The organism is Exiguobacterium mexicanum, from assembly GCF_005960665.1.
Taxonomy (GTDB): Bacteria; Bacillota; Bacilli; order Exiguobacteriales; family Exiguobacteriaceae; genus Exiguobacterium; species Exiguobacterium mexicanum_A.
In genome coordinates, this window is the sequence record NZ_CP040676.1 from 1,379,834 (window position 1) to 1,398,760 (window position 18,927).

General features: G+C 53.6%; 12 protein-coding genes. 3 read left to right on the forward strand and 9 right to left on the reverse strand.

Annotation, left to right across the window (positions count from 1 at the left end; translation table 11 throughout):
- Positions 1-345: 345 nt before the first annotated feature.
- From FED52_RS07515 to adhE, 7 genes are all read right to left on the reverse strand, one after another.
- Positions 346-867: a GNAT family N-acetyltransferase gene (locus FED52_RS07515; protein WP_138859476.1), complete on the reverse strand. Its 522-nt coding sequence runs from the start codon at positions 865-867 to the stop codon at positions 346-348.
- A 133-nt stretch (positions 868-1,000) separates the two neighbouring features.
- Positions 1,001-2,908, reverse strand: a complete 1,908-nt coding sequence (locus FED52_RS07520) for a PTS fructose transporter subunit IIABC (RefSeq protein WP_138859477.1) — start codon at positions 2,906-2,908, stop codon at positions 1,001-1,003.
- The gene (gene pfkB / locus FED52_RS07525; protein ID WP_138859478.1) at positions 2,905-3,834 is read right to left on the reverse strand and encodes a 1-phosphofructokinase; all 930 of its coding nucleotides are present in this window, start codon (positions 3,832-3,834) and stop codon (positions 2,905-2,907) included. The genes FED52_RS07520 and pfkB overlap by 4 nt, the downstream gene beginning before the upstream one ends.
- Positions 3,831-4,577, reverse strand: a complete 747-nt coding sequence (locus FED52_RS07530) for a DeoR/GlpR family DNA-binding transcription regulator (protein WP_138859479.1) — start codon at positions 4,575-4,577, stop codon at positions 3,831-3,833. The genes pfkB and FED52_RS07530 overlap by 4 nt, the downstream gene beginning before the upstream one ends.
- Before the next feature lie 139 nt (positions 4,578-4,716).
- Positions 4,717-5,628, reverse strand: coding sequence for an alpha/beta hydrolase (locus FED52_RS07535; protein ID WP_138859480.1), 912 nt, complete (start codon positions 5,626-5,628; stop codon positions 4,717-4,719).
- Positions 5,629-5,715: 87 nt separating this feature from the next.
- Positions 5,716-6,918 (reverse strand): zinc-binding metallopeptidase family protein, encoded by a 1,203-nt coding sequence (locus FED52_RS07540; RefSeq protein WP_034777462.1) that lies wholly within the window; start codon positions 6,916-6,918, stop codon positions 5,716-5,718.
- A gap of 140 nt (positions 6,919-7,058) precedes the next feature.
- Complete coding sequence (gene adhE / locus FED52_RS07545) at positions 7,059-9,650, reverse strand: bifunctional acetaldehyde-CoA/alcohol dehydrogenase (RefSeq protein WP_138859481.1); 2,592 nt, start codon at positions 9,648-9,650, stop codon at positions 7,059-7,061.
- A 386-nt stretch (positions 9,651-10,036) separates the two neighbouring features.
- Here adhE and FED52_RS07550 point away from each other — a divergent pair, with 386 nt between their 5' ends.
- The 3 genes from FED52_RS07550 (at position 10,037) to FED52_RS07560 (ending at position 12,741) form a co-directional block, all read left to right on the forward strand.
- On the forward strand, positions 10,037-10,483 hold the full coding sequence (locus tag FED52_RS07550; protein ID WP_138859482.1) for a MarR family winged helix-turn-helix transcriptional regulator: 447 nt from the start codon (positions 10,037-10,039) through the stop codon (positions 10,481-10,483).
- Positions 10,484-10,562: 79 nt separating this feature from the next.
- On the forward strand, positions 10,563-11,276 hold the full coding sequence (locus tag FED52_RS07555) for a YebC/PmpR family DNA-binding transcriptional regulator (RefSeq protein ID WP_138859483.1): 714 nt from the start codon (positions 10,563-10,565) through the stop codon (positions 11,274-11,276).
- A gap of 145 nt (positions 11,277-11,421) precedes the next feature.
- The gene (locus FED52_RS07560; RefSeq protein WP_138859484.1) at positions 11,422-12,741 is read left to right on the forward strand and encodes a Na+/H+ antiporter family protein; all 1,320 of its coding nucleotides are present in this window, start codon (positions 11,422-11,424) and stop codon (positions 12,739-12,741) included.
- A 148-nt stretch (positions 12,742-12,889) separates the two neighbouring features.
- Here FED52_RS07560 and FED52_RS07565 read toward each other — a convergent pair whose 3' ends face one another.
- Complete coding sequence (locus FED52_RS07565; RefSeq protein WP_138859485.1) at positions 12,890-14,341, reverse strand: glutamate synthase subunit beta; 1,452 nt, start codon at positions 14,339-14,341, stop codon at positions 12,890-12,892.
- On the reverse strand, positions 14,338-18,777 hold the full coding sequence (gene gltB / locus FED52_RS07570) for a glutamate synthase large subunit (protein ID WP_138859486.1): 4,440 nt from the start codon (positions 18,775-18,777) through the stop codon (positions 14,338-14,340). Before gltB ends, FED52_RS07565 begins: the two co-directional genes overlap by 4 nt.
- Positions 18,778-18,927 lie beyond the last annotated feature (150 nt).

An 18,927-nucleotide genomic window follows, 5' to 3' on the forward strand; every position in this document is an offset into this window, starting at 1 on the left:
AACTTGAGGTAGATGATGCCAGAGCATTCAATCGGTCATCAGTCAGTGAAACATATTTGTGAAAAAAACAAAAAGGGATGATCGTCTGCCTCGAACAGATTCTCATCCCTTTTTCTCATTCGTATGTTAAAGCGTGATACGAACTCCTTCAACTCTTCTGCCATATGCGCAAGTGAGTTCGCAGATTGCGCAATCTCTTCCATCGAACCGAGTTGGTTCTCCGTCGTCGCCACTTGCTTCGAGGCTACTGAGTTCTCATCGGCGATAGGTCAACTTGCTTGCTGTCCTTGCACGGTCATCCCCCTTATCCATAAAAACGGACGCGACCCCTCAGGCCGCGTCCGTTCATGCGCCGACGATGGCGTCGTGATTCCCTTTCGTCCATCCGTAGGCGACTTCACGGAGGGCAAGTTCCCCGAACAAGCGCTCTTTCGCATCGATGACTTGCCCGTCACGTTGCTCATAGAACGTGCGGTAAGGGTTCAATTCGAGCGCCCAAATGATGAGCCCGTGATTCGACATCGCTTGAATCGCTTGCTCCAGCAATAGCGAACCAATCCCGTTACGCTGATGGTCCTCTAGAATGTAAATCGCATAAATCTCATTCGGATGGTCCGGATATTCGCCCGTCCGTTCTTCCCCGTAAAGAACGAACCCGACGATTTCCTCTTCGACGATGGCGACAAACCCTTCGACTTCTCGTTTCGCGAGGGCGCTGCGGACCTTTTCAGACCACTCGATCGCGTTTGAACCGAGCTTCAAGAGAAAGTCGGCCGGCACAATTCCCCGATAGGTTGTGCGCCATCCGTTCACCCTCACCCGCGCAATCCCGTAAGCGTCTTTTGGCTCGGCTTTCCGTATGAGCATCCGTACCCCCTCCTTAGCGTAAGTTTTACAAGTATTTTACCACAAATCACCCAATCGAAATCAGACTTCTTCCAGATTTGACTGACAATCATTTGACAAAAAACGACCGTAGGAAATCCTACGGCCGTACTGGTCAAGCGACGTCACGCGTTGTTGTAGCTTGCGTCTCCGTCAACGGTTTTTTCAAGAATGACAAGAGCAGTGCTCCAATCAAGGCTCCGGCAAGAATCGCGAGGGCGTAAAGTCCCATGCTCATGACGACGTTTCCAGCTCCTTCAAGGAGTGGGAAGACGAAGATTCCACCGTGTGGCGCTGGCAATTGGATCGCGAAGAAGGCGGACAATCCACCAGCGATGGCTGATCCGAGAATCGCTGACGGCAATACCCGAATCGGGTCGGCCGCTGCAAACGGGATAGCCGCTTCCGTGATGAACGAGGCACCCATGATATATGCTGTCTTCCCGGCTTCACGTTCTTGTTTCGAGAACTTTTGACGGGCGAACACAGTCGAAGCGAATGCGACGAGAAGCGGTGGTACCATCCCACCGGCCATGACAGCTGCCATGATTTCTTGGTTACCGGCAGTGAGTGCAGCTGTACCAAAGACGTAGGCTGTCTTGTTAATCGGACCACCCATATCGACGGCCATCATGCCACCGACGATGATACCAAGCAAGATGGCGTTGGCGCCGCTCAGGCTGTTCATGACATCCATCAACCATGTCATGAAGGCTGCGATTGGTTTATTGACAACAAGTAACATGATCATACCGGAAATAAATGACCCAAGTAACGGATAGAGCAATACCGGTTTAATTCCTTCAAGCGAGGCCGGTAGTTTAGAAAGTGCTTTAACCAAGAAGAGGACGACATATCCGGCAAGGAAACCAGCGATGAGTCCGCCGAGGAATCCGGCGCCACCTTGGCTGGCTAATAAACCAGCGACAAGACCTGGTGCGAGACCTGGACGGTCGGCGATTGACATCGCGATGAAACCCGCAAGAATCGGGACGAGGAAGCTAAAGGCTGCCCCACCGATTGTGTTGAGTTGCGCCGCAAATTCATTGAATGACGGGTCATCCGGATTTGCCGAGTTGATGCCCCAGAAGAAGCTGATGGCGATCAAGAGACCACCAGCGACGACGAGTGGGAGCATCGCGGATACACCGCTCATCAAGTGCTTGTAGATGCCTGTGCGCTGTTCTTTCGTACCACCTGACGAACCGGTTCCCCGATACACCGGTGCGTCTTGTTTGACGGCCCGGTTGATCAACTCTTCTGGCTTCCGGATGCCTTGGGCGACCGGGACTTCGATGACATGTTTTCCGGCGAACCGGTCCATCTCGACGGCTTTATCAGCCGCGACGATGATGGCAGTCGCTTTCGCGATATCGGCCGCTGTCAATTCATTCTTGACACCGGTCGAACCGTTCGTCTCGACTTTGATGTCAACTCCCATCGCCTCTGCTTTTTGCTTCAAGCTATCGGCAGCCATGTACGTGTGCGCGATACCCGTTGGACAAGCCGTGACAGCAAGGATGTAAGGCGCGTCCGCTTGAACCGGTTTCGAAGCAACAGGAGCCGCCTCAGCCGCTTCTTTTTCTTCGATGGCCCGGATGACATCATCTTCTGATGTGGCCGCATAGAGACGTTCTTGGAACGCTGGATCCATAAGGAAGACAGATAATTTCGAGAGTGTTTCCAAGTGTTCGTTATTGGCGTGCTCTCCGGCGGCAATCATGAAGAACAAGCGGCTGTCTTGGCCGTCGAGTGCTTCGTAATCGATGCCTTCCGAGCGCCCGAAGGCGATGGCCGGTTGTTTGACGGCTTTCGTCTTTGCGTGCGGGATGGCGATCCCTTCACCGAGTCCGGTCGTACTTTGTGCTTCACGTGCGAGAATGGCGTCGCGGTAGCCGTTACGGTCCGATAGTTTGCCAGCGCGGTCGAGCACGTCGACGAGTTCTTCGATGACTTCGGCTTTCGAACGGCTGCGGAGATTCAGTTGAATCGTGTCCTTTTTAAGAAGGTCCGTGATGTTCATGTTCTTTCCTCCAATCGAGATAGTGGGGTGACGCTGACTTCGCCGACCAAGCGGTCCACGTCTTCTTTTGTGCACAGCCCGAACGTATATGCAGACGCGCTGCCGGTCGTAACCGCATAGCGGAACGCTTCGGTTGCGTCGTGGTCGAGAATGTTGGCGACGAATCCGGCGACGAGTGAATCGCCTGCGCCGACCGAGTTGACGAGTTTGCCACGCGGTGTGTTCGCCTTATAAGCGCCTGAAGCGTTCACGAGCATGGCACCGTCACCGGCGAATGAGACGATGACGTTTTGAGCACCGCGTTCGACCAACTGCTCCGCATATGGAAGTGCCTGCTCGAATGTCTCGATGTCTGTATCGAACAGTTCACCGAGTTCATGGTGGTTCGGTTTAATCATGAGCGGTTTGAGTGAGAGGACTTCGAGCATCGCTTCCTTCGTCGTATCGACGACGAACTCGGCACCGTTTGCCCGAACCGTCTCAGCGAGCGTGCGGTAGAGTGTATCCGGCAGATTGCCCGGAATGCTTCCGGCGAGGACGACGATGTCGCCTGATTGAACGTGATCGAACTGACGCGTCAACCGTTCAAGTTCCGTGTCCGAGATGACCGGTCCGCTCGCATTCAATTCCGTCTCTTCTTGCGCTCGAATCTTGACGTTGATGCGCGTCTGACCATCGACTTCGACGAAATCGGTTTGGACGCCCTTGTCGGTCAGCGCCTTCTTGATAAAGTCTTTCGTCGTGCCGCCGACGAATCCTAACGCGACTGTGTCGACGTCATATTCACGTAAGACGAACGCGACGTTGATGCCTTTTCCTCCGGCCCGCTGCGTCGTCTCTTGAATCCGGTTGACTTCACCGAGGACGACTTCAGGGAGCGTCACGTAATAATCGATTGAGGGGTTCAGTGTTAACGTGTAAATCATTGGGCGTTCACCACCTTTGTGATTGATTGAAATGAACTGACGCTTGTCGAGTCGCTCCATGTGACGAGTGTAGCCGCTTCGAGCGGAGCCACCCGACTGAACGAACGTTTCCCGAATTTTGAATCGTCCGCCAAAATGTACGCCTCGCGAGCCAGTTCGATTGCTGTTTTTTTGACGAGTGCCTCTTCCGGGTCTGGGGTTGTGTACCCGGCCTCTAGGTCGACGCCATTGATGCCAAGAAAAGCGAGGTCGACCCGATAGTTCATCATGCTCTCCCGAGCGTTATAGCCGACGAGTGCCTGTGTCGACCGTTTCAACTCACCGCCGATCACGAACGTCTTAATATCGAGGTCGAACAAGTCGTTGGCGATCGGTAAACTATTCGTTACGACGATGACGTCTTTTCCATCTAAGAAAGGAACCATCGCTTGCGTCGTCGTCCCGGCATCGAGATAGACGGACATCCCGTCTTCGATGAATGTCGCGGCCTTCCGTGCGATCGCGACTTTTTCATCGACGTGTTGATCTCGTTTCTCCTCGAACGTCGGCTCTTCTTCGTAGCGGGCCACGAGCGTTGCGCCGCCGTGTACCCGATCGAGATAACCTTCGGCTTCGAGGTCGGTCAAATCCCGGCGAATCGTCGACTCCGACGATGCCGTCAACTCGACCAATTCTTTCAATTTGACAATCTTTTGCTCCGACAGACGTTGCAAAATCAGTTGATGTCGTTGCTTCGTTAACATCATATTCCCTCCGTAGCTCTAATATAAAGCGTTTTCATTTAAAAAACAATCATAAACATTCAAAAACATTCATCTTTTTTTACGTTGTCACAATTATAACATAAAAAACGGTCACTTAGTGACCGTTTTTGACAGTTCATTATCGTTTCATCAACCAATCGTTCAATCGGCGGATGAGTTCGGGATGAAGCGGCGCCTCAATGGCGTCCCGATATTCCTTATGCAACGTGAGGAGCGCGTGCGGACTGGTTCGTTCGACGAGCAAGTGGTTCATGTCGTGGATGATGTGGCTGTCGACGTCCCCTTTCGTCCGAATCGAATGGACGTGCTCCGGTGGGACTTGGACGTCGCGGTCGCCGGTCAGGGCGAGCACGGGAACACGCACATGTTCGAGCCGCTCCCGGACGTCATAGGATGCATGCTCGCGAATCCACTTGGCGTTGACGACTTGGCCGCGGTACTTGAAAGCGGCGACATTCGTCCGCAGTGACCGTTCGAGCAGATCGTCTTGGCGCAGACGAATCTTCTTCGGGACGCCGGTCAATCGATAGAACACGCCCTTGAGTCCTTTCACCGAACCGACTTCAGTTGCAAGTGCGTCGGCTTGCAGCAAAAACATCTTCTTCGAGGAATCGTTGAATCCGGCGAGAAGAATCAGTCCGGCCGCGTTCGTCTCGAGCTGGACCGCCGGGGCGATGACGGCCCCTTCGCTGTGGCCGAGCACATACATGTCCCCTGCGTCCGGCTCCTGTTTGATGGCGTTGACGACGGTGATCGCATCTGTCACCAAGTCGTGCAGCCCGACTTTATTGAAATCACCGTCCGATTCACCGATGCCTTGTTTGTCATACCGGTAGACGTTGACACCCATCTTAAAGAGCGCCTCGGCCAGTTTTTTATACGTGCCGAATTGGGATGGTCCAAGATTGCCGTCCCGGTCGCTCGGCCCGCTCCCGCTGAGCAGGACGACCGTCTTACGGGGTTCGCCGTGGGTCATCCACGTACCGGCCAGTTGTCCATAATTCGTTGTCACGTTCAGTTGTCGTTCCATCGTATCGCCTCCCCTTTCATCATACCGAAGTAATGGATCCGTTTCGAGTAAAAGAATAGACCGCCCCATATGTGACGGTCTTACTTCTTATTGGAGAGTTAACCACTCGCTGAGCCATTTAACGTGATCACGCATCGCCTCGTCAGAAAGACGACTGATTGTGTCTTTATCTGTATAAACGTCGTTATGGGCTGTGACAGAATCATTGACGGAGATGACTGGGAACCCGGCTTGCTTGTACTCATCTAAGATTGACACGCCTAGACTCTTCACTTCGACAGGGCCAAAACCAATCCCCTCCATAAACGGATATGTCGTCATCCCACTTGTTTTGAAGAATCGATTCGTCTCCCCTGTACCAAGTATATCAAGTAACATGATGACACGCGGCGTCGTACCTCGATCTTGAAGCATCTGCAAATAGTGCGTACTTGATTCGTATCCATCCCCAGTTCCATTCAAGAAAACGTAACGGACCGTTGCATCCGTCTCTACGTCATCCATCGCTTGAAGCGTATGGTAGAGCACGGATGCACCACCTAACCCAGTGAGAGCGTGATCGCCATACCAGCTTCCCTCAAGTCGGGCCATGACAATCACTTCTTTGTCAGTCGTGCCAGGTTGCGTAAACTCTACGTAAGGAATTTCGTCTGTGAACGGCTCAATCGCAACCGTTTGACCGTCTTGGAAAGACTCGGCTGTTATTCGGTCGACCCCGGCCCCATTCAAGCGAAGTGCAGCTGAAACGTAAGCGAATCCATATTCTTCCGGAGCATCCGGGTGTGGCGTAATGAGATAACCTGCCGCATTCGCTTCGGCTAATTTTGTAAGATAGCGATTCGCCGCCTCGTCATTAAGGACTTCTCCGTAATAATCGATTTCATACGCATCTTCCATTGCTTCATAAGATACGTCGGTCGTCGGTAGGACGATGACTCTTCCAGCCACATCAGGTATCGGGGCATCCCATTCCAAATGAAGCAGTTCCCCTTCAATTGTCTCTTCAAATGGAATTGTCGCGTACCCATCGTAAAATTCATCATCAATCGTTATAGTCGGCCAATTCGTGTTGAGCGGAGCGTAATGAATCTCACGTTTCATATCGACTGAAGTCTCGTCAGAAACACCAATACCTAACGACTCGAACAGTTCGACATTTTCATGGCTTTCTGCGACCCGATCGTATGAAGCAAAATATTCAGCCGTCTCATAAGGACTTGTTGCCGAGGCCGGATTGAAATAAAGAAAAATAGTAAATAGGGCCGACAGTAGGCTGTACATAATGGTCATCTACGTATCTCCATAAAAAAAACTCACCAATAAATGGTTGTATTATCCTATTATATTAAGTGATCTGACAATTGTATATTTATTTTTCAAGAAAAAACGGCCTCCCTCTTAGGAGGGAAACCGTTTAGATATTGTAAGACTTATACGCCTTCGTAAGCAGCGTACATGATTTCTTTCAATTCTTCGACGAGCGGCATTTTCGGGTTAGCCGTCGTACATTGGTCTTCGAACGCGTCGACTGCCATCTTGTCGACTTTCGCGTCGAGGTCCGCTTTCTTGATGCCTTGGGCTTTGAACGAGAGCTTGATGTTCAAGCGCTGACCGAGCTCGATGATCGCTTGGATGAGCGACTCGACGCCTTCTTCCGTCGTGCTTGCTGGAAGTCCGAGATAGCGCGCGATTTCAGCGTAACGCTCGTCGGCGATGAATGACTCATATTTCGGGAACGCCGCGAGTTTCGATGGGCGTGTCGCGTTGTAGCGGATGACGTGCGGCATAAGGATCGCGTTCGTCCGTCCGTGTGGGACATGGAACTCGCCACCGATTTTGTGTGCGATCGAGTGGTTGATACCGAGGAACGCGTTCGCGAACGCCATACCAGCCATTGTCGATGCGTTGTGGACTTTCTGACGCGCTTCGGCGTCATTGCCGTTCTCATACGCTTTCGGGAGGTAATCGAAGATCATCTTCATCGAACGAAGCGCGAGTCCATCCGTATAGTCGTTTGCCATGACCGAAACGTACGCTTCGATGGCATGTGTCAACACGTCCATACCTGTATCGGCCGTGATTGAAGCTGGGACCGTCATGACGAACTCAGGGTCGACGATGGCGACGTCCGGAGTGATCGCGTAGTCGGCAATCGGGTATTTGACGTTGCGTTTCTTATCCGTGATGACCGTGAACGGTGTCACTTCAGAACCCGTACCTGATGTTGTCGGGATCGCGACGAACATCGACTTGTTGCCGAGCGTCGGGAACTTGTACGTCCGTTTGCGGATATCCATGAATTTCTGACGAAGGTTCGAGAACTTCTCTTCTGGGCGTTCGTAGAAGAGCCACATGCCTTTCGCGGCATCCATCGGTGATCCACCACCGAGTGCGATAATCATATCCGGTTGGAAGTGACGCATCGCTTCGGCACCGCGCATGACTGTCTCAACTGACGGGTCTGGCTCGACTTGGTCGAAGATGCGGTACTCGACGCCAGCTGGCAAGTTTTTGACGACTTTATCGGCAAATCCGAGTTTGACCATCATTTCATCCGTGACGATCATCGCCCGTTTTTTCGATGTGAGCGATTGAAGGTATTGGACCGAGTTTTTCTCAAAGTAAATCTTTTCAGGGACTTTAAACCATTGCATGTTCACGCGACGTCTCGCCACCTTTTTCACGTTGAGTAGATGTTTCGCCGTCACGTTCTCAGAGACGGAGTTTTTACCGTACGACCCACAACCGAGTGTGAGTGATGGAGTCATTTCGTTGTAGAGGTCACCGATGCCGCCGTGTGCCGTTGGCGAGTTGACGATGATGCGGCAAGCTTTCATCCGGAGTCCGAACGCGAGGATGGCGTCGTCGTCAGTCGAGTGGATGGCTGCCGTATGACCGAGACCACCGATTTCAAGCATCTTCTCAGCGATGGCGAATCCTTCTTCACGCGATTGAACTTTGTACGCACCGAGCACCGGGCTGAGTTTCTCGTGTGAGAGCAACTCTGTCGCACCGACCGTCTCGAGTTCGGCAATCAAAATTTTCGTGTCGGCTGGGACTGTGAGTCCAGCTCGTTCGGCGATCCAGGCTGCCGGCTTCCCGACGATTTCAGGGTTGACCGCACATGAGTCAGTTTTGATGACGAGTGTCTCTAGTTTCGCCTTCTCTTCTGGTGAGCAGAAGTAGCAACCGAGCGCCGTCATTTCTGCTTTCACTTCTTCGTACACTTCTTGGTCGACGATGATCGCTTGTTCCGATGCACAGATCATGCCGTTGTCGAATGTTTTCGACAAGATGACGTCCGAGATGGCACGTTTCACTTTTGCCGTTTTGTCGATGTAGGCCGGTACGTTACCAGGACCGACACCGAGGGCAGGTTTACCAGTCGAATACGCTGATTTGACCATCGCCGCTCCACCAGTCGCGAGGACCATGGCGACTCCTGGGTGGTTCATGAGCGCTTTCGTCGCGTCGAGTGACGGTTTTTCAACCCATTGAATCAAATGTTCCGGAGCGCCTGCTTCGATGGCTGCGTCACGAAGGATGCGTGCCGCTTCACTTGAACACTGTTGAGCCGATGGGTGGAAACCGAAGATGATCGGGTTACGTGTTTTGATGGCGATGATCGCTTTGAACATCGTCGTTGACGTCGGGTTCGTGACCGGTGTGACCCCGGCGACGACGCCGACAGGTTCGGCGATGTACGTAATACCGTTTTGCTCGTCGTCTTCGATGACGCCGACCGTCTTCTCGCCACGGAGTGAGTTATAAATATATTCTGTCGCAAAGATGTTTTTGATCATTTTATCTTCAAACACACCGCGACCTGTTTCTTCATATGCATGTTTCGCGAGGGCGACGTGTTGTTCGAGACCGGCTAACGCCATTGCCTGAACGATCGCATCGATTTTCTCTTGGTCGAACGTCATCAACGTCTCGAGCGCTGTGTGAGCTCGGGTGACGAGCGTGTCGACCATCTGTTCTGCTGATGTTTCTACTACTGCTTTCTCTTTAACTGCCATGTTGGTTTCCTCCTCATGAATGAGAGCTTATACTGTTGACTTGATGGAGAGCACGGGGCAATCAGTTGGTTTGAGAAGAGTTTGTGCTTTCCTTCACATTCATAGAATACAACGTTTCTCATAGTTTGTGCGTGACAACAATGTGAACTCTTTCACAATATTTTTTTGAAGAATGAGGATAGGTCTTGCTTTTTGATAGGACGCTCAGTAAAATCGTATGCGTTTTCATGAAAAGATGAAGTCTAAAAAATGTAAACGCTTACATGTATTGTGACGCCTGTTTGTCTGATGTGCTGTGCAATTTGTCACGCAACAAGGATTGGTCGTCCACCCCGTCCTCGGTCGTGTATAATGAAGAAAGAACCTAATTAGGAAGTGACATGATTATGCCGAGACAAGACGCAGCCGATCAGTTCGTGAAACTGATCCCATTTATTCGCCGGAAGTTGTTACGCCGTTCCGACCTCCCGCAAATCCCAAACTTGAACTTTTCCCACTTTCATCTCCTCATGTTGATTGAGGATGAAGGTGCCGTGACGAACGGACACATCAGCGAGACGCTATCGATCGCCCCGCCAAACGTGACGCCGCTCATCACGAAGCTCGTCGATGAGGGCTACATCACCCGCGTGCCGGACGAACGCGATCGCCGCGTCATCTGGAATCAACTGACCGAAAAGGGCGAACTCGTCCTCCGCGAGCGTCGCGATTCGTTCCGTCGCCTGTTCGAGGACCGTCTCGCGTTTCTGAACGAGGAAGAGACGGACCGCCTGATTGACAGTTTGAAGACGTTGACGGAGATCGTCGAGAAGATGGATAAAAGCGAGGGATGATTTTTGCTCGTCAACATCCACGTCTTCTTATATAATCGAGGATGAATCAATCGAACAATGGAAAGAGAGATGACATGTAATGGGTCGTAAATGGAACAACATTAAAGAGAAAAAGGCGTCAAAAGACGCCAATACGAGTCGCATCTATGCGAAGTTCGGCCGTGAAATCTACGTAGTCGCCCGTCAAGGGGAACCAGATCCAGAATCAAACCAAGCACTCAAGTTCGTCGTCGAACGAGCGAAAACGTACAACGTCCCGCGCGCAATCATCGACCGTGCTATCGACAAAGCGAAGGGCGGCGACGAAGAGAATTTCGACGAGCTCCGCTATGAAGGATTCGGACCGAACGGCTCGATGCTCATCGTCGACACGCTCACGAACAACGTCAACCGGACAGCGTCCGAAGTCCGCGCCGCTTTCGGTAAAAACGGCGGCAACATGGGTGTCAGCGGGTCGGTCGCTTACATGTTCGACGCGACGGCTGTCATCGGTGTCAACGGCATGTCTGCCGACGATGTACTCGAACTCATGATGGAGCACGACCTCGACGTCCGTGATGTCATCGAAGAAGATGAGACGGTGATCGTCTATGCGGAACCAGAAGCGTTCCATGCCGTCCAGACTGCCTTCAAAGCAGCAGGCATCGAGACGTTTGAAGTCGCCGAGTTGACGATGCTGCCCCAAAACGAGATTACCCTCGACGACGAGTCGAAAGAACAGTTTGAAAAACTACTCGACGTCCTCGAAGACCTCGAAGACGTGCGCCAGGTATACCATAACGTTGAAGGATGACGAACGAGCGATAACTTTTCGGAGTTATCGCTTTTTTTGAACAATCGATTTGACAACCCGAAACACGTATGTTAAATTTCAAAAGTCTTTATCATATTAAAGTGATAACAAGAGAAAGAGTTTTGAATGAAAGGTGTTGGAAATGATGAATGCTGTCTTATTAGCTGTTATCGTATTATTCGCGCTCGCGATCAGTCGCGTGCACATCGTCTTGTCACTCATCCTTGCCGCCGTCGTCGGTGGTCTAGTCGGAGGTCTCGGATTCAATGAGACGTTGACCGCCTTCAGTGACGGGCTCGGCGGAGGTGCGACAATCGCCCTCAGTTACGCGTTGCTCGGCGCCTTCGCCGTCGGTCTATCAAAAACTGGACTCCCAGACATCCTGGCTGAAAAGTTAATCAGCATGTCAGGACGCGACGTCACCGGTAAGAGCGTGGCGCGCGTCAAGGCGTTGTTGCTATCGTTCCTCTTATTACTAGCAATCAGTTCGCAGAACGCTTTACCGATTCACATCGCGTTCATCCCAATCGTCATCCCACCGCTCCTCGTGCTCTTTAACGAGTTGAAGCTCGACCGCCGGCTCGTGGCGACGATCCTCACGTTCGGTCTCGTCACGCCGTATATGTTACTTCCGGTCGGATTCGGCGGGATTTACTTGAATGAGATTTTGCTGCCAAACGTGGAAACGAACGGCATGGCCGTCGGTGATGTCAATATTGTCAGCATCATGGCCATCCCAGCCCTCGGTATGCTCGTCGGTCTCGTCACCGCCTTCTTCCACTACCGGAAGCCGCGGACGTACGATACGATTCAACTCGGGCCTACTGATTACGAGATTCGGACGTTGAGCCCGCTCAAAATCTGGCTCACAGCTGCCGTCGTCCTCGTCGTGCTCGTCGTTCAACTTCAGACCGAATCGATGATCGCATCGGCCGTCTCAGGACTCATCCTGTTGACGCTGCTTCGTCTCATCCCTTGGTCAGAGGCAGACGACATCTTCACGAGCGGGATGCGCATGATGGCTTTCATCGGCTTCGTCATGATCGCAGCAAGCGGTTTTGCCGCCGTCATCCGCGCGACCGGTGCCATCGATCCGCTCGTCAGTGGTGCAAGCGGCATCATGGGCGACTCACAATTTGTCGCCGCGCTCGTCATGCTCCTCGTCGGACTCGTGATCACGCTCGGTATCGGTTCGAGTTTCTCGACGATTCCAATCATCGCGGCCATCTTCGTCCCGCTTTGCATCCAATACGGTTTCTCGGTCGAGGCGACAATCGCCATCATCGGGACGGCCGGTGCACTCGGTGATGCTGGTAGCCCGGCAAGTGACTCGACACTCGGACCGACGAGCGGCTTGAACGCCGACGGTCAACACGACCACTTGCGTGAGACGGTGTGGCCGACGTTCCTCCACTACAATATTCCGCTCATCGTCTTCGGTTTGATCGCCGCCATGGTGTTGTAATCACTTCCGATTGCGCCGAGCGTAAATCGTGCCGAGCAAGACGAGCACGAGTAAAAACCAAACCCCGGTGTACATGAGGATTTCGATAATCATTTCTGACTCCTCCTAAATGTCCATGTAAAAAGGAGCGACATCGCGTCGCTCCTTTTTATGATGAAGTTTTTAGCTGTTGTTGACAAGTGTTCAAGTATCCGTCGACGGTCTCCGCGACTTCGCGGCCTTCCCGGATCGCCCAAACGATCAAACTTTGTCCCCGTCTCGCATCCCCTGCGACAAACACACCCTCGATGTTCGACGTATAGTCATGGTTCGCCTCGATGCCGACTTTCCGAAGTTCACGCTCCGGTCGTTCGAATCCGATGGCGACAAGTACGAGATCAGCTGGATACGTCTCGACCGAACCGTCGACGACGAAGAACGTCGCCTGTCCGTCCGGTTTGACGATTTTCTCCATCCGTTCCGTCTCAATTCCGACGACCCGGTCCCCTTGTTTAATGACCCGGTTCGAACGAATCAAATATGTGCGCGGGTCACGGTCGAAGTGTTCGATTGCTTCCGCATAGGCGTAATCGGTCGACAACGTGTCCGGCTGGAGCGGCCATGGCTTCTCCGGTGCCCGGAACATACCTTTCTCCGGGTGTTTCCCGAACTGTGTCACTGACTTGGCGCCTTGACGGATTGCCGTCGCCACACAGTCCGCGCCCGTGTCCCCGCCACCGATGACGATGACGTCTTTCCCGTTCGCGTCGTATCGGGCGTCGAGCGATTTCCCGCCGAGTACCCGCGTCGATTCCGTCAAATAATCCATCGCCGGCTCGACGCCTGTCGCATCATCTCCATCGATGCCGAGCGTCCGTTGTTTTTGAGCCCCCGTCGCTAGAATGACGGCATCGTATGTGTGACGGAGTGACTCGATGGTCACATCGGTCCCGACGTTGACGCCCGTCTTGAAGCGGATCCCCTCCGCCTCAAGCAGACGGACACGACGCCGGACGACATCTTTCTCGAGCTTCATGTTCGGGATGCCATAGAACAACAGGCCGCCCGCCTCATCCGCTTTCTCATAAATCGTGACCGCATGGCCGAGCTGGTTCAACTGATCGGCCGCCGCGAGCCCGGCCGGCCCGCTGCCGATGATGGCGACACGGCGGCCGGTCCGCTTCATAATGTGACGAGGTTTGACCCAGCCTTCCTCGAAGGCGCGATCGATAATCGTCCGCTCAATCGATTTGATGGCGACCGGGTCCTCACTGATGCCGAGCGTACACGAGCCTTCACACGGAGCCGGACAGACACGACCCGTGAACTCCGGGAAGTTGTTCGTCTCCATCAAGCGCTCATAGGCCCGATACCAGTCCTGATCCGTCACGAGTTTGTTCCACTCGGGAATCAAGTTGTGAATCGGACAGCCGATCGTCTCTTGTCCGATCATGTCCCCGACGTGACAGAACGGGGTGCCGCAATCCATGCAACGCTCGGCTTGTTTGACGATCGGTCCGTCTTCCATCCGTGAAGCGTATTCACTGTAATCATGAATCCGTTCGAGGACGGAACGTTCTGGCAATGTCTCCCGTGGGATATCAATAAATTTATGTCTCATGCTCCCCCTCCTTCAGTCACGACGCGGAATAGTTCGAGGGCGCGGTCGGCGTCACTCAATTCCGGCCGCGTCGCCTCGATGTGACGCATGACGTCAAGTACGTTCGCATAATCACGCGGTACGACTTTGACGAAGCGTTTTCGTTCTTGCTCAAACGCCTCAAGTACGGCTCTCGCTTTCACACTGTCAGTATGGAACTGGTGCATCTCGAGCAACGCGTAAATCTGTTCGGCATCTTCATCGGTCAACTCTCGATCAATCGAGACGAGCTCTTCGTTGACAAGTTGTTCGTACGCCTGGTCCCCGTAAAGGTAGGCGACTCCGCCCGACATCCCGGCCCCAAAGTTACGACCGACCGTACCGAGGACGACGACCGTCCCACCAGTCATGTACTCACAGCCGTGATCGCCGACGCCTTCTGTCACAGCGACCGCACCCGAGTTACGGACGGCAAATCGTTCTCCGGCATGACCGTTGAAGAACGCCATCCCAGACGTCGCGCCGTAGAGACAGACGTTCCCAGCGATGACTTGTTCGCTCTCTTCAAACGGGGCATGTTTCTCGGCGATGACGGCGAGTTTCCCACCGCTCAAGCCTTTCCCGACGTAATCGTTCGCGTCGCCGATGACAGAGATCGTGATCCCGCTCGGCAGGAACGCCCCTAAACTTTGGCCGGCCGATCCGCTGAGGCGAAGTGAAATCGTATCCTCGGCGAGACCGACGTTGCCATGCACTTTCGTCACTTCATGCCCGAGCATCGTCCCGACGGCGCGGTCCGTGTTGCGGACGCGGCCGACGAAGAACGTCGGTTGAAGCGACTTGATCGAGCGTGATACGGCCGGGATCAATTTTCGGTGGTCATACGACTGATAGGCCGGATGCGGCAGCTCTTCTTTTTCCGGCAACGCTGTCGGAATCGATAGCATCGGCGCCAAATCAAGTGTTCTCGCTTTCGGATGTTCTTGTTTCCAGACGCTTTCCTCTAACAAGTCGGTCCGGCCGATGACGTCACGGAGCGATTTCGCACCGAGCGAGGCTAAAATCTCTCGCACGTCTTCGGCGAGGAACGTCATCAAGTTGACGACGTGTTCGGGTTTGCCCATGAACTTTGCGCGCAAGGCCGGGTCTTGTGTGGCGACACCGACCGGACACGTGTCGAGGTGACACGCCCGCATCATGATACAACCGAGCACGACGAGCGGCGCCGTCGCGAACGCGTATTCTTCGGCGCCGAAGATGGCGGCGAGGACGATATCACGCCCGGTCATGAGCTTACCGTCGGTCTCGAGCGTGACGCGGCCCCGGAGTCCGTTCAACGCGAGCGTCTGATGCGTCTCGAGCAGACCGAGCTCCCACGGGAGTCCCGTATGCTTGATTGATGTCCGTGGTGACGCCCCGGTTCCTCCGTCATAGCCACTGATGACAATCGTGTCGGCGTTCGCTTTGGCGACACCGGCCGCAATCGTCCCGACGCCTGACTTCGAGACGAGTTTGACGCTGATTTTCGCGTTCGGGTTGACGTGCTTCAAGTCGAAGATCAGCTGAGCCAAATCTTCAATCGAATAGATGTCGTGGTGCGGCGGTGGCGAGATGAGTCCGACACCTGGGACTGAGCCGCGCACTTCGGCGACCCATGGATATACTTTGTTCCCTGGCAATTGTCCACCCTCACCCGGCTTCGCACCTTGCGCCATCTTGATTTGAATCTCATCGGCGTGATACAAATATTCGGCCGTCACACCGAAACGACCACTTGCGACTTGCTTGATGCGACTGACGCGTTCACTGCCGTCCTCATCAGACGTGAACCGATTCCGGTCCTCCCCGCCTTCCCCGGAGTTGCTCTTGCCGCCGATTTGGTTCATGGCGATGGCGAGCGTCTCGTGGGCTTCTTTCGAAAGGGAACCGAATGACATCGCCCCCGTCTTGAAGCGGCTAACAATCGAGGCGACCGATTCGACTTCGTCGAGCGGGACGGCATCCTGCTGTTTAAACGCGAACAATTGACGCAAGAATTGGCCTGACGATTCGTGGAGTTTGACGTAGGCGTCATAATACCGGCGCTCATTCTCACGGCAGGCACGCTGGAGCAAATGAATCGTCTTCGGGTTAAAGGCGTGCTCTTCCCCATCAGCGCGCCACTGGAAATCGGCTCCGGCCTCGAGCGGTCGTTCCCGCTCGTAGGCAGCTTCATGCTGGCGGCGCGACTCTTCCTCGAGTTCGGTAAAACCGACACCGGACAATTGTGACGTCGTCCCTCGGAAATGACGTTCAATCAAGTCACGGTCAATGCCGACCGCCTCAAAGATTTGTGCCCCGCGATAACTTTGCACAGTCGAGATCCCCATCTTCGACATGATCTTGACGATACCGTCGACCGACGCCGTCTGATAGCGGCGGACCGACTCGTCGAACGAATAGGACAGTTGACCGGCCTCGACCGCCTCGGCAATCGTCGCATAGGCGAGATACGGATAGACGGCGTCAGCGCCGTACCCAATCAAGGCGGCCGCTTGGTGGACTTCTCGTACTTCGCCACTTTCGGCTACAAGACTGCACGACGCGCGAAGGTTGACGCGAAGCAAGTGTTGGTGGACGGCGCTCAAGACGAGGAGCGACGGCATCGCCAACAGGTTTTCGTTCATGTCACGATCCGACAAGACGATGACTTCAGCCCCATCGCGGACGAGCCCTTCGACACGTTCGAACAACGTCTCAAGGGCAGCCTCGAGGTCGTGTTCGTATGTCGTATCGACCCGTTCGACGCGAAGCGTCTCGTTCACTTGTTCGATCGCGGCCCCATCAAGGAACGGATGTTTGAGCCAGACACGACGGGCGTGACCGCGACCGGTGTGGACCGGGTTCGCGAGTGGTCCGAGCCACGTGAACGTGGCCGTGACGATCTTCTCACGCAATGCATCGATTGGTGGGTTCGTGACTTGGGCGAAGTGCTGTTTGAAGTAATGGAACAACGAACGTGGTCGTTCAGACAAGACCGCGACCGGTTGGTCATGACCCATCGAACCAATCGGGTCTTTCTTCTCAAGGATGAGTGGGACGAGATATTGTTCGATATCTTCTTTCGTGTAACCGAACGCCCGCTGTTTCCGGTGCAGGTCGGCGACGAACGGCTCTTCGACCGGAGACTCTTCAAGCTTAGTCATCTGCTTCAACCATTTACCGTACGGCTCGGCGCGCGCGATCGTCTGTTTGATTTCCGCGTCAGGGATGAGGCGTTTCGACTCTAAGTCGATCAATAGGAGCTGGCCTGGACGAAGTCGCTGTTTCGACTTCACGTTCTCGGCTTGTACGGGAATGACGCCGCTCTCAGACGACAAGATGAGTTCGCCATCAAGCGTCTCGATATAACGCATCGGTCGCAGTCCGTTCCGATCCAAGATGGCGCCGATTTGACGGCCGTCCGTGAAAACGACACCAGTCGGTCCATCCCAAGGCTCCATGATCGATGAATGATATTGGTAGAAGTCTTTTTTGAACGGATCTATTTTCACTTCTGCGAACGGCTCAGGGATGAGCATCATCGCCGTATGAGCGATGGAACGTCCGGTCCGTGTGAAGAACTCGAAGGCGTTATCGAGCATCGACGAATCGCTGCCCGTCTCTTGAAGGACTGGGAACAGCTGATTCACGTCCTCGAACAAATCGGTCGATGTCACGCCTTCGCGCGCTCGCATCGCGTCGATATTGCCGCGGAGTGTGTTAATTTCTCCGTTGTGCACAATCATGCGGTTCGGATGGGCCCGCTCCCATGATGGGAACGTGTTCGTCGAGAAGCGAGAATGGACGATACCGAACGTGCTCTTATAGGCCGGCGCCTGCAAATCGAGATAAAATCGCTCAATCTGTTCAGGCGTCAGCATCCCTTTATAGACGATCGTCTTCGTCGATAAACTCGGCATGTATAGATTCAAGTCTTCGGTCTTCTCAATCGTCCGTCTGAGTTGGTAGAGTGTCCGCTCGTTCGAGTCGTAGTCTGCGAATGGGCAAGAAACGAACCATTGATAAATCGTCGGCTGTGTCACCCGGGCGTGTTCCCCAATGGCCAAACTATCGACCGGGACCTCACGCCAGGCGATGGTCGCATAGTCAAACTCATCGGCAATCGCTTCCATCTGCCGTTGCTTTTCTTGCAGCCGTGATTCGTCAGGTTGGAAAAAGACCATCCCGACCGCGTAGCGACCTGGTGTCGGCAAATTCATCGTCTCGAGGAACAGTTCGTGCGGTAGCTCGGTCATGATCCCCGCGCCGTCTCCGGCATCGATGACGCCTTGCCCGCCCCGGTGCTCCAGCTTACAGAGCATCGATAATGATTTACTGACAATGTCGTGTTTCTTCTCTCCGTTTAGGTTGACATATAGCCCAATGCCACATGCGTCTTTTTCGAATCGTGAATCGTACAAGCCTGTTCGCTTCATCGAATCAACCCCTCTCTCTCGATCTTGTTTCGTAAATTTTATTTTGTTCTAAATATTCTGATAAATCAAGGGGCTTGTATACCATTCTGCATAATTCACGTCCATCACCATATCGATGTAAGCGTATTCATTAGCGTTATCAAGCAATTT

Excerpts from the sequence above, each read along its gene's own strand:
- FED52_RS07560 (WP_138859484.1), top strand. The coding sequence starts at position 11,422 with ATGAATGCTGTCTTATTAGCTGTTATCGTATTATTCGCGCTCGCGATC.
- adhE (WP_138859481.1), bottom strand. The coding sequence starts at position 9,650 with ATGGCAGTTAAAGAGAAAGCAGTAGTAGAAACATCAGCAGAACAGATG.
- FED52_RS07565 (WP_138859485.1), bottom strand. The coding sequence starts at position 14,341 with ATGAGACATAAATTTATTGATATCCCACGGGAGACATTGCCAGAACGT.
- FED52_RS07530 (WP_138859479.1), bottom strand. The coding sequence starts at position 4,577 with ATGTTAACGAAGCAACGACATCAACTGATTTTGCAACGTCTGTCGGAG.
- FED52_RS07535 (WP_138859480.1), bottom strand. The coding sequence starts at position 5,628 with ATGGAACGACAACTGAACGTGACAACGAATTATGGACAACTGGCCGGT.
- pfkB (WP_138859478.1), bottom strand. The coding sequence starts at position 3,834 with ATGATTTACACGTTAACACTGAACCCCTCAATCGATTATTACGTGACG.
- FED52_RS07515 (WP_138859476.1), bottom strand. The coding sequence starts at position 867 with ATGCTCATACGGAAAGCCGAGCCAAAAGACGCTTACGGGATTGCGCGG.
- FED52_RS07540 (WP_034777462.1), bottom strand. The coding sequence starts at position 6,918 with ATGACCATTATGTACAGCCTACTGTCGGCCCTATTTACTATTTTTCTT.
- FED52_RS07520 (WP_138859477.1), bottom strand. The coding sequence starts at position 2,908 with ATGAACATCACGGACCTTCTTAAAAAGGACACGATTCAACTGAATCTC.
- FED52_RS07555 (WP_138859483.1), top strand. The coding sequence starts at position 10,563 with ATGGGTCGTAAATGGAACAACATTAAAGAGAAAAAGGCGTCAAAAGAC.
- gltB (WP_138859486.1), bottom strand. The coding sequence starts at position 18,777 with ATGAAGCGAACAGGCTTGTACGATTCACGATTCGAAAAAGACGCATGT.
- FED52_RS07550 (WP_138859482.1), top strand. The coding sequence starts at position 10,037 with ATGCCGAGACAAGACGCAGCCGATCAGTTCGTGAAACTGATCCCATTT.